This window comes from Streptomyces sp. NPDC029674, from assembly GCF_044903205.1.
Taxonomy (GTDB): domain Bacteria; phylum Actinomycetota; class Actinomycetes; order Streptomycetales; family Streptomycetaceae; genus Streptomyces.
On the sequence record NZ_JBJDPY010000009.1, the window covers coordinates 83470 to 100969 of the forward strand.

Here is a 17500-nt window from a genome sequence, read left to right on the forward strand (position 1 = left end):
CATCGCGCAGCCGCTCTTCGACCAGCACACCCACCAGGACCGGCGACCCACGTGAGCTCCCCTTCTTCCACTCGGCACATCGGGCACCCGCCGCACCACCAGGTGCGACAGGGGACCCGGGATGCCTACCGACTGGTGCGTACACCGCCGACTCCGTCGGACCCCCCTCGCTTGGACGCAGGTCAGCGGCGTGTGGTTGACCACAAGGGGGGTCCGCTGCTGGTCCTGGCGGGGCCCGGCACGGGCAAGACGACCACCCTTGTGGAGGCCGTCGCCGCGCGGGTCGCCCGGGGCGGGGACCCCGCGCGGATCCTGGTCCTCACCTTCAGCCGCAAGGCCGCGGTGGAGCTGCGCGACCGCATGGCGCTGCGCATCGGGGCGGCGCGTGCCCCGCAGGCCACCACGTTCCACTCCTTCTGCTACGCCCTTGTCCGCGCCCACCAGGACGCCGAGCTGTTCGTGGAGCCGCTGCGGCTCCTGTCGGGACCCGAACAGGACGTGGCGGTACGTGAACTGCTCGCCGGCCAGATCGACCTCGCGCAGGAGGGCCGCGGGCACATCCGCTGGCCGGACGAGCTGCGCGCCTGCCTCACCACCCGGGGCTTCGCCGACGAGGTCCGTGCCGTGCTCGCCCGCAGCCGTGAGCTGGGCCTCGGCCCTGACGCCCTGGAGGCCTTCGCCCGCCGCAGCGGCCGGCCCGACTGGGGCGCGGCGGCGGCCTTCCTCGCCGAGTACCTGGACGTACTCGACCTGCAAGGAGTGCTCGACTACGCGGAACTGGTGCACCGCGCGGTGCTGCTCGCGCGCCGCCCCGAGGTGGCGCGCGAGCTCGGCGCGCGGTACGACGCGGTCTTCGTGGACGAGTACCAGGACACCGACCCCGCCCAGGTACGGCTGCTGCACGCGCTGGCCGGCGGCGGCCGCACGCTCGTCGCCTTCGGCGACCCCGACCAGTCGATCTACACCTTCCGGGGCGCCGATGTGAACGGCATCCTGGAGTTCCCGCACGACTTCCCGCGCGCCGACGGCAGCCCGGCGCCGGTCGAGGTCCTGACGACGTCCCGCAGGTCGGGCGCGGGTCTCCTCGCTGCCACCCGGCTGCTCACCCGGCGCATGCCGCTGACCCGGCTGCCCGCCGAGAAGGTACGGGCCCACCGGGAACTGTCGCCGGTCAGGGACGGCGGCGGCGTCGAGGTGTACACGTACCCGACGGCCGGTACGGAGCTCGACAACATCGCGGACATCCTGCGCCGCGCGCACCTGGAGGACGGCGTCCCCTGGGGAGAGATGGCGGTCCTGGTCCGCGCCGGCGCCCGCACGATCCCCGCGGTCCGCCGCAGCCTCAGCGCGGCCGGTGTCCCCCTGGAGATCGACGGCGACGACATCGCGCTGCGCCACGAGCCGGCGGTGACACCGCTCCTGACGGCGCTTCGGGTGGTGGCGACGGCGGTCGACGCGGAGGCTTCTGGGGGTGAGCCGGAGTCCGGGGGGGAGCCCTCTGGGGTGGAGGAGCGTGAGGCGGGGGTTTCCGGAGGGAACGTCTCTGAGGCGGACGGAACTGAGGCGGAGGGGCTTGGGGCTGAGGGAACTGAGGCGGGCGGAACTGGGGCGGACACCTCCGTAGTCGCGCTCTCCGAAGAGACCGCTGAGAGCACTGCCTCCGGTGCGGTCGCCCCCGAAGCCGCCGCTCCGGAAGCCGCCGCTCCCGAAGCCGCCGCTCCGGAAGCCGCCGCTCCCGAAGCCACCACCCCCAACCCCGAATCAGCCGCCCCCAGCTGGCTCGACACCGAGACCGCCCTCGCCCTCCTCACCTCGCCCCTGGCCGGCATGGACGCCGCCGACCTGCGCCGCCTGGGCCGCGCCCTGCGCGAGGAGGAGCGCGCGGCGGGCAACCACCTGCCGCCGCCCTCCGACGAACTCCTGGCCCGCGCCCTCGCCGAGCCGGAGCGGCTCGTCGCACACGATCCGACGTACGCCCGCGGCGCCCAGCGGCTCGGCGCGCTGCTCCGCAAGGCCCGTGAGCGCCTCGCGGGCGGCGGCACCGCCGAGGAGGCGCTGTGGGAGCTGTGGGACGGCACGCCGTGGCCAAGGCGCCTGGAGCGCACCGCGCGCCGCGGCGGCGCGGCCGGCCGCAACGCCGACCGCGACCTCGACGCGGTGTGCGCCCTGTTCGCCGCGGCGGCCCGCGCGGAGGAGCGCACGGGCGGACGCGGTGCCCTCAACTTCCTGGAGGAGACCGAGGCGCAGGACATCGCCGCGGACACCCTCACGCGCCGGGCGGCACGCCCCGACGCCGTACGCCTGATGACGGCGCACCGCTCCAAGGGCCTGGAGTGGCGGCTCGTCGTGGTCGCGGGCGTCCAGGAGGGCCTCTGGCCCGACCTGCGCCGCCGCGGTTCCCTCCTGGAGGCCGACCGCATCGGCCGGGACGGCCTCGCCGAACCGCTCAGCCCCGGAGCGCTCCTCTCCGAAGAGCGCCGCTTGTTCTACGTGGCCGCCACGCGCGCGCGTGAACGCCTCGTCGTGACCGCCGTGAAGGCCCCGGCGGACGACGGCGACCAGCCGTCCCGCTTCCTCACCGAACTCGGCGTCGAACCGAAGGACATAACGGGCCGCCCGCGCCGCCCCCTGTCCGTCGCCGCCCTCGTCGCCGAGCTGCGCGCCACCACCGTCGACCCGCGGGTCTCCGACACCCTGCGCGAGGCTGCGGCCCAGCGCCTGGCCCGCCTCGCCGCGCTCAGCGACGCCGACGGCCGTCCGCTGGTGCCGGCCGCACACCCCTACCGCTGGTGGGGCATGTACGAGCCGACGGCTAGCGAGGTCCCCCTGCGGGACCGCGACAAGCCCGTCGTGCTCTCCGGAAGCGCCCTCGACCAGCTCGCCAACACCTGCTCCCTGCAGTGGTTCCTCGGCCGCGAGGTGAAGGCCGACGCACCCGCGACCGCCGCCCAGGGCTTCGGCAACGTGGTGCACGTCCTGGCCGACGAGGTGGCCTCCGGACGCACCCCCGCCGACCTCGCCGTCCTGATGGAACGCCTCGACTCGGTGTGGGACGCGCTCGCGTTCGACGCGCCCTGGAAGTCGGCGCAGGAGAAGGAGCACGCGCGCGTGGCGCTGGAGCGCTTCCTCCAGTGGCATGTGATGGACCGCGCGAGCCGCACCCCCGTCGCCAGCGAGCACGGCTTCGACGTGACCCTGGAAGCCGGTCCCTACGAAGTACGCGTACGCGGCTCCATGGACCGCATCGAACAGGACGCCGAAGGCCGTGCCTACGTAGTCGACTTCAAGACCGGCAAGCAGTCCCCGACCGCCGCCGAGGTCGCCCGCCATCCGCAGCTCGCCGTCTACCAGCTGGCGATCCGCGAGGGTGCTGCGGACGAACTCTTCGAAGGAGTACGTCCCGAACCCGGCGGCGCCGAACTGGTGCAGCTGCGCCAGGGCGCCGCCAAGAAGAACGGCGGCGAGACCCTCCCGAAGGTGCAGGCCCAGGAGGCGCTCTCCGGAGAATGGATCGGCGACCTCCTCGCGACGGCCGCCGGCAAGGTCCTCGATGAACGCTTCACGCCCACCACGGGCCAGCACTGCACGCACTGCGCCTTCCGCGCCTCGTGCAGCGCACGCCCGGAGGGCCGCCACGTGGTGGAGTGACTCCGGCACGCCCGCACCACCCGTGGCGATTGTCACGACGCGTCACCCGGGCACATAGCAGCCTCCGGAGCGATCTAAAGTCTCCGTAAAGACATCCTGTGCACCGGCTGAAGGTGCACCTTTTCGAGGAGATGCGCGTATATGGCAGCCAACCGGAAGCTCCTGGCAGTGGCCGTCACCTGTGCCGCTGCCATCATCGGCGTCACGGGCTGCAGCAGCGACGGCGGCGACAAGGACCCCTTCGACGGCATGAGCGCCGACAAGATCGCCGAGAAGGCCTCCAAGGCGTCCAAGGACGCCGGGTCCTACCGGATGAAGGGCCAGATGAAGCAGAGCGGCCAGGTGAGCGACATCGAGTTCGCGGTCGCGGAGTCCGGCGACTGCAAGGGCACGATGGGCTCGGCCGAGAAGGGGAAGGCCGAGTTCCTGTCCGCCGGCGAGTTCTCCTACTCCAAGGGTGACGACAAGTTCTGGGAGGCCACCGGCGGCGGCGCCACCGCCGAGCTCCTCAAGGGCCGCTGGGTGAAGCAGCCCAACAAGGGCGGCAAGGCCGTCTGCAACCCGGACGACATGTTCAGCAACAAGAACCTCAAGAAGCTGAAGCGTGAGGACGACGCCGAGGTCGGCGGCGCGAAGGCGGCCGTCCTGACGCGCAAGAAGGGCGACGAGACCACCACCTTCTACGTCGCCCTGGAGGGCAAGCCGTACTTCCTGAAGGTCGTGAACAAGGGCAGCGACGGCCCCGGAACCGTGACGTTCAGCGACTACGGCAAGAGCGTCGAGGTCAAGGCCCCGCCGGCCAGTGAGGTCGTCGACCCGAAGAAGCTGGCCGCGGGTTCCTGACCCCACGCCTCCCTAGAGCGGACGGTGGCCGCTCGCATCCGGGTCCGCCCCGGTTGTCAGTGGCCACCGCTAGCCTCTCTGACGTGTCACCTCGCATCACCGACCCCGAGCAGCTCAAAGAGCTCCTCGGCATCCCGTTCACCCCGGAGCAGACGGCCTGCATCACCGCGCCGCCCGCCCCGCAGGTGATCGTGGCCGGAGCGGGGTCGGGCAAGACGACGGTGATGGCGGCCCGCGTGGTGTGGCTGGTCGGCACCGGCCAGGTCGCCCCGGAGCAGGTCCTCGGCCTGACGTTCACGAACAAGGCGGCGGGAGAGCTCGCCGAGCGCGTGCGCCAGGCGCTGATCAGGGCGGGCGTCACCGACCCCGACGCGGTCGACCCGGACAACCCGCCGGGCGAGCCGGTCATCTCCACGTACCACGCCTTCGCGGGCCGCCTCCTGACCGACCACGGCCTGCGCATCGGCCTGGAGCCGACCTCCCGCCTCCTCGCCGACGCCACCCGCTTCCAGCTCGCCGCGCGCGTGCTGCGCGAGGCGCCCGGTCCCTACCCCGCGCTGACCCGCTCCTTCCCCGACCTCGTCAGCGACCTCCTCGCCCTCGACAGCGAGCTCGCCGAACACCTCGTGCGGCCCGAGCGGCTCCGCGCGTACGACGGCGAACTGCTGCGGGCCCTGGAAGGCGTGAAGCTCACCAACGCCGACCTGCGCAAGGTCCCCGAGACGGCCGCGGCCCGGCTCGAACTGGCCGAGCTCGTCGAGCGGTACCGCGCGGCGAAGCGCTCCCGCGACCTCCTCGACTTCGGCGACCAGATCGCCCTCTCCGCGACGCTGGCCCGCACCCGCGCGGAGGTCGGCGAGATCCTCCGGGACGAGTTCCGCGTCGTCCTCCTCGACGAGTACCAGGACACGTCGGTCGCCCAGCGCATCCTCCTGTCCGGCCTCTTCGGAGGCGGCACGGGCCACCCGGTGACCGCGGTCGGCGACCCCTGCCAGGCCATCTACGGCTGGCGCGGCGCCTCCGTGGCCAACCTCGACGACTTCCCCGACCACTTCGCGTACGCGGACGGCCGCCCCGCCACCCGCCACGCGCTCAGCGAGAACCGCCGCAGCGGCGGCCGCCTCCTCGACCTCGCCAACGGCCTCGCGGAGCCCCTGCGCGCCATGCACGCGGGCGTGGAGGCCCTGCGGCCCGCGCCGGGCGCCGAGCGCGACGGCGTGGTGCGCTGCGCCCTCCTGCGCACGCACGCCGAGGAGATCGACTGGCTCGCCGACTCGATCGGCCACCTCGTCCGCACCGGCAAGGCGCCCGGCGAGATCGCCGTCCTGTGCCGCACGGCCACGGACTTCGCCGAGATCCAGTCCGCGCTGGTCGCCCGCGACATCCCGGTGGAGGTCGTCGGCCTCTCCGGACTGCTGCACCTCCCCGAGGTCGCCGACCTCGTCGCCGTCTGCGAAGTCCTCCAGGACCCGGGGGCCAACGCCTCCCTGGTGCGGCTCCTGACCGGCCCGCGCTGGCGCATCGGCGCCCGCGACCTCGCCCTCCTGGGCCGCAGGGCCCGCCTCCTCGTCCGCCCCGGGCACGCCGCCCCCGACGACCCGGACCGCCGCCTCGCCGAAGCCGTCGAGGGCGTCGACCCGGCCGAGGTGATATCGCTCGCGGACGCGCTGGACACGTTCCTGGAGTCCCCCCTCGACCCGAACGCCGCCTCCGGAGCGGACGACGGGCTGCCCTTCTCGGCGGAGGCCAGGGTGCGCTTCGCCCGGCTCGCCGCGGAACTGCGCGAGCTGCGCCGGTCACTGGCCGACCCGCTGATGGACGTGCTGCACCGCGTGCTCGCCGTGACCGGCCTGGAGGTGGAGCTCTCCGCGTCACCGGGCGCCCTGGCGGCCCGCCGCCGCGAGACCCTCTCCAACTTCCTGGACGTCGCCGCCTCCTTCGCCGCCAACGACAGCGGCGCGTCGCTCCTCGCCTTCCTCGGCTTCCTGCGCACCGCCGCCCAGTACGAGAAGGGTCTCGACAACGCCCTGCCGGGCGGCGAGAACACCGTCAAGGTGCTCACCGCCCACAAGTCCAAAGGCCTGGAGTGGGACGTCGTCGCCGTCCCCGGCCTGGTCAACGGCACCTTTCCCAGCGCCCAGGGCCGCGAGAAGTGGACCGCTCAGGCCAAGGTGGTCCCGCACGAGCTGCGGGGCGACGCGGCCACGCTGCCCGACATCGACACGTGGGACGCCAAGGGCATGAAGGCCTTCCACGAAGAGATGAAGGACCACCAGCGCACCGAGGAGCTCCGCCTCGGGTACGTGACGTTCACGCGCCCCCGCTCCCTGCTGCTCGGCTCGGGCCACTGGTGGGGCCCCTCCCAGAAGAAGCCGCGCGGCCCCTCCGACTTCCTCCAGGCCCTGCACGACCACTGCGCGGCGGGCCACGGCGAGATCGAGGCCTGGGCGGACGCGCCGGCCGAGGACGAGGAGAACCCCGCGCTCCACGAGGCGACCGCCGACCAGGCATGGCCCCTCCCGCTGGACGACGCCTCCCTGGCCCGCCGCCGCGCCGCCGCACAGACGGTCCTCGCCCACCTGGACCGCCTGACGGGAGAGGGCACACCGGAGCCCGCCCGCTCCCACGAAGAGACCCACCCGTCGGCGCACGACGACGTGCCCCCGGCCGCCGACCCCGAATGGCCACCCTCTCCGGAGGACGACGAACCTCCCTACGACGACCTCGGCGTCCCCGACGCCGACCCGGCGGACTGGGACTCGCTGGCCACCGAGCGCCCGGCGGCCCCGCACCCCGCGGACGCACCGGGCGGTGACGGCCACGCACGCGTGCCGCACCCCGCCCCCGCGCCCGACGCCCGCCCGCACCCCGCCGACCGCGTCCCGGACAGCCGCCCCGCCCCGGAGCAGCCCGGCCCCCGCCTCACTCCGGAGGAGGCCCGCACCCTCGCCTCCTGGGACCGCGATCTGGACGCCCTGACCGGAGAGCTCCTGCGTGCCCGCGAAGCCGTCAGGGACGTGCCCGTGCCGCCCTCGCTCACCGCGTCCGAGCTGATGCGCCTGGCCGCCGATCCCGAGGGCTTCGCACGGGACCTCGCCCGGCCCATGCCGCGCCCGCCGCAGCCCGCGGCCCGCCGCGGCACCCGCTTCCACGCCTGGATCGAAACCCGCTTCGAGGAGCTCACCCTGCCGATGCTCTCCCCGGAGGAGCTGCCCGGCGGCGGACCCGACGAGGCCGAGATCGCCGACGAGCGGGACCTCGAAGCCCTCAAGGAAGCCTTCGAACGCACCGAGTACGCCCACCGAGCGCCCTACCGCGTCGAGGTGCCCTTCCAGTTCGTGATCGCGGGCCGCGTCATCAGGGGCCGCATCGACGCCGTCTACAAGGAAGGCGACGGCGCCGACACGACGTACGAGATCGTCGACTGGAAGACCAGCCGCACCCGCACCGCCGACCCCCTCCAGCTCGCCGTCTACCGCCTCGCCTGGGCCGAGCAGCAGGGCGTCCCCCTGGAGTCGGTGAAGGCCGCCTTCCTCTACGTACGCAGCGGGGAGGTCGCCCGCCCGAGGGACCTGCCGGGCCGCGACCGGCTGGAACGCCTCCTGCTGGAGGAACCGGCAGGCGTCCCGGGTGACGAGCCGCCGGACGAGCCCGCCCCGGATGGCGGATAGGCTCGTGACCATGAGCGAGACACCGGACAACGCCGTCCGCACGTACATCGAGAACCACCGCGCCGCCTTCCTCGACGACCTCGCCGAGTGGCTGCGCATCCCGTCCGTGTCGGCCCAGCCCGACCACGCCGGGGACGTGCGCCGCAGCGCGGACTGGCTCGCCACAGCGCTCAAGAAGACCGGCTTCCCGACCGCGGAGGTCTGGGAGACGCCCGGTGCGCCCGCCGTCTTCGCCGAGTGGCCCTCCGACGACCCGCAGGCACCCACCGTGCTCGTCTACGGCCACCACGACGTCCAGCCCGCGGCCCGCGAGGACGGCTGGCACACGGACCCCTTCGAGCCCGTCATTCAGGGCAAGCGCCTCCACGCGCGCGGGGCCGCCGACGACAAGGGCCAGGTGTTCTTCCACACCCTCGGCGTCCGGGCCCACCTCGCCGCCACCGGCCGCACGGCACCCGCGGTCAACCTCAAGCTGCTCGTCGAGGGCGAGGAGGAGTCCGGCTCCCCGCACTTCCGGGCACTCGTCGAGGCCCACAAGGACCGCATCGCCGCCGACGCGGTGATCGTCTCGGACACCGGCATGTGGTCGGAGGACACCCCGACCGTCTGCACGGGCATGCGCGGCCTCGCCGAGTGCGAGATCCAGCTGTACGGCCCCGACCAGGACATCCACTCCGGCTCCTTCGGCGGCGCCGTGCCGAATCCCGCCACCGAGGTCGCCCGCCTCGTCGCCGCACTCCACGACGAGCACGCGCGCGTGGCGATCCCCGGCTTCTACGAAGGCATCGTCGAGCTCACCGACCGCGAGCGCGAACTCTTCGCCGAGCTGCCCTTCGACGAGGGGCGCTGGCTGAGCGCGGCCAAGTCGCACGGCACCCGGGGCGAGGCCGGGCACACCACCCTGGAGCGCATCTGGGCCCGCCCCACCGCCGAGGTCAACGGCATCGGTGGCGGCTATCAGGGAGTGGGCAGCAAGACGATCATCCCGTCGTCCGCCCTGGTGAAGCTGTCCTTCCGGTTGGTCGCCGGCCAGGACCCCGACCGCGTGGAGAAGGCCGTGCGCGCCTGGGTCGCCGACCGCGTCCCCGCCGGCATCCGCCACACGGTCACCTTCGCCGCCGCCACGCGCCCGTGCCTGACCCCGCTCGACCACCCCGCCCTGCAGTCCGTCGTGCGCGCGATGGGCCGCGCCTTCGAGCAGAAGATCCGCTTCACGCGCGAGGGCGGCTCGGGCCCGGCCGCCGACCTCCAGGACGTCCTCGGCGCGCCCGTGCTCTTCCTCGGCATCTCCGTCCCCTCCGACGGCTGGCACGCGCCGAACGAGAAGGTCGAGATCGACCTGCTGCTCAAGGGCGTCGAGACGACCGCTTACCTGTGGGGCGACCTTGCGGAGAACTGGCGCGATGCACACTGACAGCCGCCGGCCCGCCGCACCCGTCCCGCCGCACCACCCAATCCATCGGGGGAGTTGGAAGCACCTGTGACCACCTGGACCGACCGCACCGCAGACCGGCCCGTCTCGCTGACCGCGCCGAGCGGCATCGACCGCGCGGCGCACCACCGCATGGACGAGGCGTGGCTGGCCGCCGCCTGGAGCCATCCCACGACCCGGGTCTTCGTGGTCTCCGGCGGCCAGGTGCTCATCGACGAGACGCCCGAGGGCGACACCGAACTGGTGATGACGCCGTCCTTTGAAGCGCCCCTCACCGAGGAGCACCGCTACTTCCTGGGCACGGACGACGACGGCGTCAGCTACTTCGCGCTCCAGAAGGACACCCTGCCGGGCCGCATGGACCAGTCGGCGCGCCCGGCCGGACTGCGCGAGGCGGGGCTTCTGCTCTCGCCCAGGGACGCGGGCCTGATGGTGCATGCCGTCGCCCTGGAGAACTGGCAGCGGCTGCACCGCTTCTGCTCGCGCTGCGGCGAGCGCACGATCATCGCGGCGGCCGGCCACATCCGCCGCTGCCAGGCCTGCGGCGCCGAGCACTACCCGCGCACGGACCCCGCCGTGATCATGGCGGTCAGGGACAGCGAGGACCGCATCCTCCTCGGCCGCCAGATGCACTGGCCCGAGGGACGCTTCTCCACCCTCGCGGGCTTCGTCGAGCCGGGGGAGTCCATCGAGCAGTCGGTGCGGCGCGAGGTCTTCGAAGAGGCGGGTGTCACGGTCGGCGACGTCGAGTACGTCGCGAGCCAGCCCTGGCCCTTCCCGTCCAGCCTGATGCTGGGCTTCATGGCCGACGCCACCTCATCGGAGATCAACGTCGACGGCGAGGAGATCCACGAGGCCCGCTGGTTCTCCCGGGAAGAGCTGCGGGCCGCATTCGAGTCCGGGGAGGTCCTGCCTCCCTACGGAATCTCGATTGCGGCCCGGCTGATCGAGCTCTGGTACGGCAAGCCCCTGCCGAAGCCGGGGACCGTCGGCTAAGCCGCTCAGACGGCCAGCTTCTGCTTGACCTGCGCCAGCGAGGGGTTCGTGAGCGTCGAGCCGTCCGGGAAGAGAACGGTGGGAACCGTCTGGTTTCCGCCGTTCGCCTTCTCGACGAAGGCCGCGGAGTCCGGGTCGTGCTCGATGTTGACCTCGGTGTACGCGATGCCCTCACGGTCCATCTGGCCCTTGAGGCGGCGGCAGTAGCCGCACCATGTGGTGCTGTACATCGTCACAGTGCCCGGCATGTCTCGTGTGCTCCTTCGTTGCTCGGGGTGCGTCATCGCAATGGGTCGAACGTACGCGACCCGGCCACCATTCCCGCATTAGTACGACCGGTGACGTCCCCCTGTGGACAACCGGCTCGTCCGCCCCTTGCGACCTGGCAAGCTGGCTGGGTGACATCAGCAACGCACTCCACCCTCTTCCCGCAGGTCCCGGACTCCCCTGACGCGGTGCTCGACGGGCTCGACCCGGAGCAGCGCGAGGTCGCCACCGCCCTGCACGGGCCGGTGTGCGTCCTGGCGGGCGCGGGCACCGGCAAGACCCGCGCGATCACGCACCGGATCGCCTATGGGGTGCGCGCCGGAATGCTGCAGCCCGCCAGTGTGCTGGCCGTCACCTTCACCAATCGCGCCGCGGGCGAGATGCGCGGCCGCCTCCGCCAGCTCGGTGCCTCCGGCGTCCAGGCCCGGACGTTCCACTCCGCGGCCCTGCGCCAGCTCCAGTTCTTCTGGCCGAAAGCAGTCGGTGGCCCGCTGCCCCGGATCGTCGACCGCAAGATCAAGCTCGTCGCGGACGCGGCCGCCGCCTGCCGCATCCGCCTCGACCGCAATGAGCTGCGCGACCTCACCAGCGAGATCGAGTGGTCCAAGGTCACCCAGACCGTCCCCTCGGACTACGCGGCCGCGGCCGCGAAGTCGGGCCGCGACGTCCCGCGCGACCCGGCCGAGATCGCCCAGCTCTACGCCGCGTACGAGGACCTCAAGCGCGACCGCGCCGTCATCGACTTCGAGGACGTGCTGCTGCTCGCCGTCGGCATCCTCCAGGACCGGCACGACATCGCCGAGCAGGTCCGATCCCAGTACCAGCACTTCGTGGTGGACGAGTACCAGGACGTGAGCCCGCTCCAGCAGCGCCTCCTGGAGCTGTGGCTCGGCGAGCGGGACAACCTGTGCGTGGTCGGCGACGCCAGCCAGACGATCTACTCCTTCACCGGCGCGACCCCCGACCACCTGCTGAACTTCCGCACCCGCCACCCCGGGGCGACGGTCGTCAAACTGGTCCGTGACTACCGCTCCACCCCCCAGGTGGTCCATCTCGCCAACGGCCTGCTGTCCCAGGCCCGCGGCCGCGCCGCCGACCACCGCCTGGAGCTGATCTCCCAGCGCGAGCCCGGCACCGAGCCGGTCTACACGGAGTACGCGGACGAGCCGGCCGAGGCCGAAGGCGCCGCCCGCCGCATCCGTGCCCTCCTGGCCGACGGCGTCCCCGCCAGCGAGATCGCGATCCTCTTCCGTACGAACTCGCAGTCGGAGATCTACGAACAGGCGCTCGCCGACGCGGGCGTGCCCTATCAGCTCCGCGGCGCCGAGCGGTTCTTCGAGCGCACCGAGGTGCGTGAAGCGGGCGCGGCCCTGCGCGGCGCCGCCCGCTTCGGAGGCAACGACGCCCTCCTCGACGACGTGGTGGACCTGCCCTCCCAGGTGCGTGCCGTGCTCTCCACCAAGGGCTGGACGACCGAGCCGCCCGCGGGCTCCGGGGCAGTCCGCGACCGTTGGGAGTCGCTGGCCGCGCTGGTGCGGCTCGCCGAGGACTTCTCGCGGGCCAGGCCGGAGGCGACCCTCGCCGACCTCGTGGCCGAGCTCGACGAGCGGGCGAACGCCCAGCACGCGCCCACCGTCGAGGGCGTCACCCTCGCCTCGCTGCACGCGGCCAAGGGCCTGGAGTGGGACGCCGTGTTCCTGGTGGGCCTCGCCGAAGGCATGATGCCGATCACGTACGCCAAGACGGACGAGCAGATCGAGGAAGAGCGCCGCCTCCTCTATGTGGGGGTGACCCGCGCCCGCGTCCACCTCTCCCTCTCCTGGGCCCTCTCCCGGTCGCCGGGCGGCCGTCCGAACCGGCGCCCCAGCTGCTTCCTGGACGGCCTGCGACCGGGCTCCGGAGCGGGTTCGGCCGCCCGCGCCGCGGGTGGCGGTCCCGGTGGTGTCGAGCGCGGCAGCGGCGGCGCGGCGGGCACGACGGCGGGCAGACGCGAGCGGAAGAGCCGTACCCCGGCCCGCTGCCGGGTCTGCGGCCGGACCCTGACCGACGCGGGCGAGATGAAGCTCATGCGGTGCGAGGACTGCCCGTCCGACATGGACGAAGGGCTCTACGAGCGGTTGCGGGAGTGGCGGGCCGGCCAGGCGAGGGAGCTGGGACAGCCCGCCTACTGCGTCTTCACGGACAAAACCTTGATCGCCATCGCGGAGGCCGTGCCCGACGACGAGGGCGAGCTGGCCCGGATCCCCGGGGTCGGGGTCCGTAAGTTCCACCGCTTCGGAGCCGACGTCCTCGCCATCTGCGCAGGTCAGGAGCGTGTAAGGGGCGCCGATGAGGAATGATTCAAACTCGTCGAAAAAATAGTTTGCGCATGCGCGACGAAGACCCATAGGTTCTTAACACGGAAACGGCGGCTTCTCCGAAGCCCCGGTTCCGTGCTGTACTTGATAGCCCGCAGGATCGGTTCCGGTCGATCCCCTAGACGCCGAGAGGAGGCGAATTCCAGTGATCAGCATCAACGAGAGCTTCATCAGCACCGCGAAAATGACCGATCGCTCGGTCGTCGCTTCCTGCCTGCTCGGCTGCTCGAACCAGGGCACCGGTCTGTCCGGCGGCATTCCCGCCATGCGTCCGATGTCCTCCCTGCCTCTCGCCGGTCTTCGCGTCAGCGTGGCCAATGAGGGCAATGAGCGACCGACCAAGGCACCGGAAGCAGCAGTAGCGGAGGCGCAGGCCCAGGCCTATGCCTTTGCGGCAGCCGGTGCCGGATTCCGGAAGCAGACGACGCAGCACCACACGATGTGGGCCTTCCGTGGGCTCGAACCCTGGAGTGATCCAGTCTGATCCTCGATCAGACCGGCGCCTTCAGGGCCGCGGAACCCCACCCGGGATCCGCGGCCCTTCTGTTTTCCCCAAAACAGGGAGACAGAGCGAAGGGGCCGACAGCAAGACCCGGTACCAGCCGCCAACCGGCCGACCCAGGCCGGCACGACCAGACGAGGAAAACACCACCGTGCAACTCGAAGCGCACGCCCCGTCCGTACCGCCTTCACAAGCGATCACCCCGCCCACACCCACGGAGGACCCGGCCTTGACTCCCCTCACCGCGCTCACCGCGCTCGACGACGCCATCGAGAACCTCGGCGTACCCGTCCCCTGCCGTGCCTACGACCCGGAGGTCTTCTTCGCGGAGTCCCCGGCCGACGTCGAGTACGCCAAGTCCCTCTGCCGGACCTGCCCGCTGATGGAGGCCTGCCTCGCCGGCGCCAAGGAGCGGCGTGAGCCGTGGGGCGTCTGGGGCGGCGAGCTGTTCGTCCAGGGAGTAGTCGTTGCCCGCAAGCGGCCCCGTGGCCGCCCGCGCAAGAACCCGGTCGTCGCATGAACACCGCCGGAACCATCGACCGCCCCCTCACGCACGACCCCAAGAAGCAGGCCCCGATGAAGGCAGCCACCCGCGAGCCCGCCGGCTCCGCGACCCCAGACTTCACCACCACCGGCGCGCACGTCCCGCGCCAGAACAGGACCCGTGAGATGCAACTCATCCCAGAAGCCATGGCTCGTGCGCATATGCACGAACGCATGCGTGAGGCCGACGCCCAGCGCCCGGCCCAGCGCCTGCTGGCGGCCCGCCGTATGCAGCGCCGCGCGGAGCGCGCCTCGCTGCGTGCCCGGCGCGCGCTCGCCATCGCGGTCATGCAGTAAGAGCCGCGAAGGCGCGACGCCACGACGACAGAAGCCCGCGGGGGACGGTCCGAACGGACCGTCCCCCGCAGTGTGTTGTGCTCCGTGCGTTGAACTCGGCGAACACCTCGGTACGGCGATATGGTCGGCCGGTGGACCAGCAGAATCCCCGGCCCGCGGAGACGGCGAACCTCGTCTGCTCCCGCTGCGGCACGGTCGCCGAAGGCACACCACCGACCTGGACCTGCTCCGTGGAGAACGGCACCCGTCACTACTTCTGCGACGCCTGCTCGCGCGAGAACCTCAGAGCCATCGAAGGACGCCTCGACTCCGACTGGTGGTGAGCGGCGGACCTTCCGAGGCTCAGGCCTCCACCGCCGCGCCCTCCTCCTCGATCTCCTCGGCCTCCCCTGCCTCCTCGAGCTCCTCCGTCTCCTCCACGAAGCCGGGCAGCCACTCCTCCAACTCGTCCCGCATCCGTACCGTCGCGCCCAGCTGGCACAGCACCCCGATCGTGCTGATCGTGACGCGGTGGATCAGCAGATACGCCGGAGGCAGGTTCAGATACCGGCCCAACTGGTAGGCGGGGGAGCGGACATCGGCCAGCCGGGCCGCGTTCTTGCGCATCCAGGCACGTGTGAACGTGTACTCGTCTACCGCTACGGGCTCGATGATCGGCAGCAGGTAGTCGAGCACCGCCTGCGGTTCCAGATCGACGGACTCCTTGACGAAGCCCTCCTCGCACAACATGTCGTAGACGGCGTCGGCCTCGTCCTCCAGCGTCAGCCGCAGCGACCTCCCGATGGTCGGGGGCAGCCCGTCGGGCAGCCGGTCGACCGTGCCGAAGTCGAGGACACCGAGGCGGTACCCAGCCTTCTCGTCGTGGAGCAGGCGGAAGTTGCCTGGGTGCGGGTCGGCGTGCAGCAGCCCCGTGCGCGTCGGCCCGGAGAAGAGGAAGCGGGCCAGCAGCTGGCCCGCCCGGTCGCGCTGCTCCTGTGTGCCGTCGGAGATCACCTCCGAGAGAGGCGTCCCCTCCATCCACTCGGTCACCAGGACCTGCTCGCCCTGGTGCACCACCTGGGGCACCACCACGTCCGGGTCGTCCGCGAACTCGTCCGCATGCGCCTGCTGGGCCTGCGCCTCCAAGGCGTAGTCGAGCTCCTCAGACACACGGTCGCGCAACTCCGCGATGAGGGGCTTTATGTCCATCCCCGGTATCAGCGGTCCCAGGAGCCGGGCGAACCGGCTGAGTTGGTTGAGGTCGGAGAGCAGCGCCTCGCCCGCCCCCGGGTACTGGACCTTGACCGCCACCTCACGGCCGTCCGACCAGACGGCCCGGTGGACCTGCCCGATGGACGCCGCGGCCGCCGGCTTCTCCTCGAACTCCAGGAAAAGATCGCGCCAGTCCTCGCCCAGCCGCTCCTCGAGAACGGAGTGCACGGTGCGGGTCGGCATCGGGGGCGCCGCTTCCTGCAGCTTCGTCAGGGCCGCACGATACGGTCCCGCGATCTCCTCCGGCAGCGCGGACTCGAAGACGGACAGCGCCTGCCCGAACTTCATGGCACCGCCCTTCAGCTCGCCGAGGACCTTGAAGAGCTGCTCGGCCGTGCGCTGCTGCAGCTCGCGCCCCACGATCTCCGCCGACTTGCCCCCGATCCGCTTGCCGAGCCCCCAGGTCGCCCGCCCCGCGAAGCCGAGTGGCAGTGCGGCCAGTTTGGCGGTTCGGGTGACCGCCTTCCGGGGAAGATCAGACATGCGCCCCTCCAAATCCCAGACAGCCGCGCCTTCTCAGGCGGTTACCCGGCCATTGTTGCGTGCGGCTCCGTGTCAGCGGTGGGCCGATCCCCCTTAACGGACACACCCGCCCCACAAGAGCATGATGGATGCGGCCAAATCGGGCTCGAGCGCCACTCGAATCCGGGGACAGAGGCCGTCCAGCGCACCCCCGCGTCGGCCGGTGAGGCGCCGTCCAGGAAGGCGAGGGCATGCCCCGCCGCAAGCCCGGCGACCGACGTGGACAGGGCCAGGTCGCACGCCGGTGCCTGGCGCGCGGGCCCGGAGCGCCACTGGGCCAGCATCCGGGGCCAGGTGGGATCGCGGTCCGCGCGCTGCCGGAACAGACACTCGGCACACGCGGTCGTCCCCGGCAGGACCAAGGGGCCCACCACTCCGGTCCCTTCGATCACTCCGGCGTAGAGATGCGGGATACCGGACGCGAGCAGCTCCTCGGCCGTGGCGGGTGCGGGAGCGTACGCATCCAGGCCGTCCCTCGGAGCGATGATCACGAGAGACAGGGCCGCTTCCCCGTCGGAGTCGGCGGACGGGCGCGGTTGCCGAGGTGGCCTGCCGGGTGCCGACTGCCGCACGATCCGGCGCGCGGTCGTGTCTCTGCGCTCCCCGACGGACTCGGCGGGCAGCCCGCCCGGTGCGACGTCCCACGGCTGTACATGCCCGCCGTCCAGCACATCGACGCGGCCGACGCCCGCGCCCGCCAGCACGGAGGCCACCACGGCGCCGACCCGCCCCGCGCCCCTGACCCGCACCCGCATCGCGCGCCGCGCCGCGACCTTCGCCATAGCGTCGCCCGGCTCGGGCGACAGGAGCGACAGCGAGGCCAGATCGGCGCGCAGCCGGTCCATGACCTCACCCTGCTCACGCAGCGCGTCGGCCGCGGGGCCGCCGCCCGTCGAGTCGTCGAGGAGGCCGGCCCGCGCGAGCTCGCCCAGGAGTCTGTCCACGTGCCCGTCGGGCAGTCCCATCCGCCGGGCCTCCTCGCGCAGGAGCGGCACTCCGCGGGTGCCGTCCAGCAGGGTCAGGAAGCTGCTCGTCGCCGTGTCCATCGGGCCGAGCACCAGGGCGTGCGCGGGCGCCACCCCGAACTGCACGGTGCTCAGGTCCCGCCAGCCGCGCCGCAGCGCGGGCTTCAGGATCGGATGTGTGGTCGGTGCGCTCGTCATGGTCGTCC

The 17500-nt window shown here is 72.3% G+C and carries 13 protein-coding genes; 10 read left to right on the forward strand and 3 right to left on the reverse strand.

What is annotated here, in order from left to right; translation table 11 throughout:
• Positions 1–51 precede the first annotated feature (51 nt).
• From ACI2L3_RS22300 to nudC, 5 genes are all read left to right on the forward strand, one after another.
• Entirely contained in the window at positions 52–3648 is a 3597-nt protein-coding gene (locus ACI2L3_RS22300; protein WP_404754122.1) for an ATP-dependent helicase, read from the forward strand.
• Positions 3649–3789: 141 nt separating this feature from the next.
• Positions 3790–4491, forward strand: coding sequence for a hypothetical protein (locus tag ACI2L3_RS22305; protein ID WP_404754123.1), 702 nt, complete (start codon positions 3790–3792; stop codon positions 4489–4491).
• Between the two features lie 83 nt (positions 4492–4574).
• Positions 4575–8162, forward strand: coding sequence for a UvrD-helicase domain-containing protein (locus ACI2L3_RS22310; RefSeq protein WP_404754124.1), 3588 nt, complete (start codon positions 4575–4577; stop codon positions 8160–8162).
• Between the two features lie 10 nt (positions 8163–8172).
• Entirely contained in the window at positions 8173–9576 is a 1404-nt protein-coding gene (locus tag ACI2L3_RS22315; RefSeq protein ID WP_404754125.1) for a dipeptidase, read from the forward strand.
• A gap of 66 nt (positions 9577–9642) precedes the next feature.
• Entirely contained in the window at positions 9643–10590 is a 948-nt protein-coding gene (gene nudC / locus ACI2L3_RS22320) for an NAD(+) diphosphatase (protein WP_404754126.1), read from the forward strand.
• A gap of 5 nt (positions 10591–10595) precedes the next feature.
• Here the strand turns inward: nudC and ACI2L3_RS22325 are convergent, their stop codons facing one another.
• Entirely contained in the window at positions 10596–10838 is a 243-nt protein-coding gene (locus tag ACI2L3_RS22325; RefSeq protein ID WP_404754127.1) for a mycoredoxin, read from the reverse strand.
• 90 nt (positions 10839–10928) lie between these two features.
• Here ACI2L3_RS22325 and ACI2L3_RS22330 point away from each other — a divergent pair, with 90 nt between their 5' ends.
• The 5 genes from ACI2L3_RS22330 to ACI2L3_RS22350 all read left to right on the forward strand — a co-directional run bounded on the left by ACI2L3_RS22330 (position 10929) and on the right by ACI2L3_RS22350 (position 14879).
• On the forward strand, positions 10929–13196 hold the full coding sequence (locus ACI2L3_RS22330) for an ATP-dependent DNA helicase UvrD2 (protein ID WP_404754128.1): 2268 nt from the start codon (positions 10929–10931) through the stop codon (positions 13194–13196).
• Positions 13197–13359: 163 nt separating this feature from the next.
• A complete protein-coding gene (locus ACI2L3_RS22335) occupies positions 13360–13698 on the forward strand; it encodes a hypothetical protein (RefSeq protein WP_404754129.1) in 339 nt (112 codons plus the stop codon).
• Between the two features lie 169 nt (positions 13699–13867).
• Positions 13868–14236, forward strand: a complete 369-nt coding sequence (locus ACI2L3_RS22340; RefSeq protein WP_404754130.1) for a WhiB family transcriptional regulator — start codon at positions 13868–13870, stop codon at positions 14234–14236.
• Positions 14233–14556: a hypothetical protein gene (locus ACI2L3_RS22345; RefSeq protein ID WP_404754131.1), complete on the forward strand. Its 324-nt coding sequence runs from the start codon at positions 14233–14235 to the stop codon at positions 14554–14556. The genes ACI2L3_RS22340 and ACI2L3_RS22345 overlap by 4 nt, the downstream gene beginning before the upstream one ends.
• Before the next feature lie 131 nt (positions 14557–14687).
• A complete protein-coding gene (locus tag ACI2L3_RS22350; protein ID WP_404754132.1) occupies positions 14688–14879 on the forward strand; it encodes a hypothetical protein in 192 nt (63 codons plus the stop codon).
• Between the two features lie 19 nt (positions 14880–14898).
• On the opposite strand, the gene ACI2L3_RS22355 is transcribed toward ACI2L3_RS22350, so the two are convergent.
• Complete coding sequence (locus ACI2L3_RS22355) at positions 14899–16290, reverse strand: ABC1 kinase family protein (RefSeq protein ID WP_404754133.1); 1392 nt, start codon at positions 16288–16290, stop codon at positions 14899–14901.
• 41 nt (positions 16291–16331) lie between these two features.
• Complete coding sequence (locus ACI2L3_RS22360) at positions 16332–17492, reverse strand: TOMM precursor leader peptide-binding protein (protein WP_404754134.1); 1161 nt, start codon at positions 17490–17492, stop codon at positions 16332–16334.
• Positions 17493–17500 lie beyond the last annotated feature (8 nt).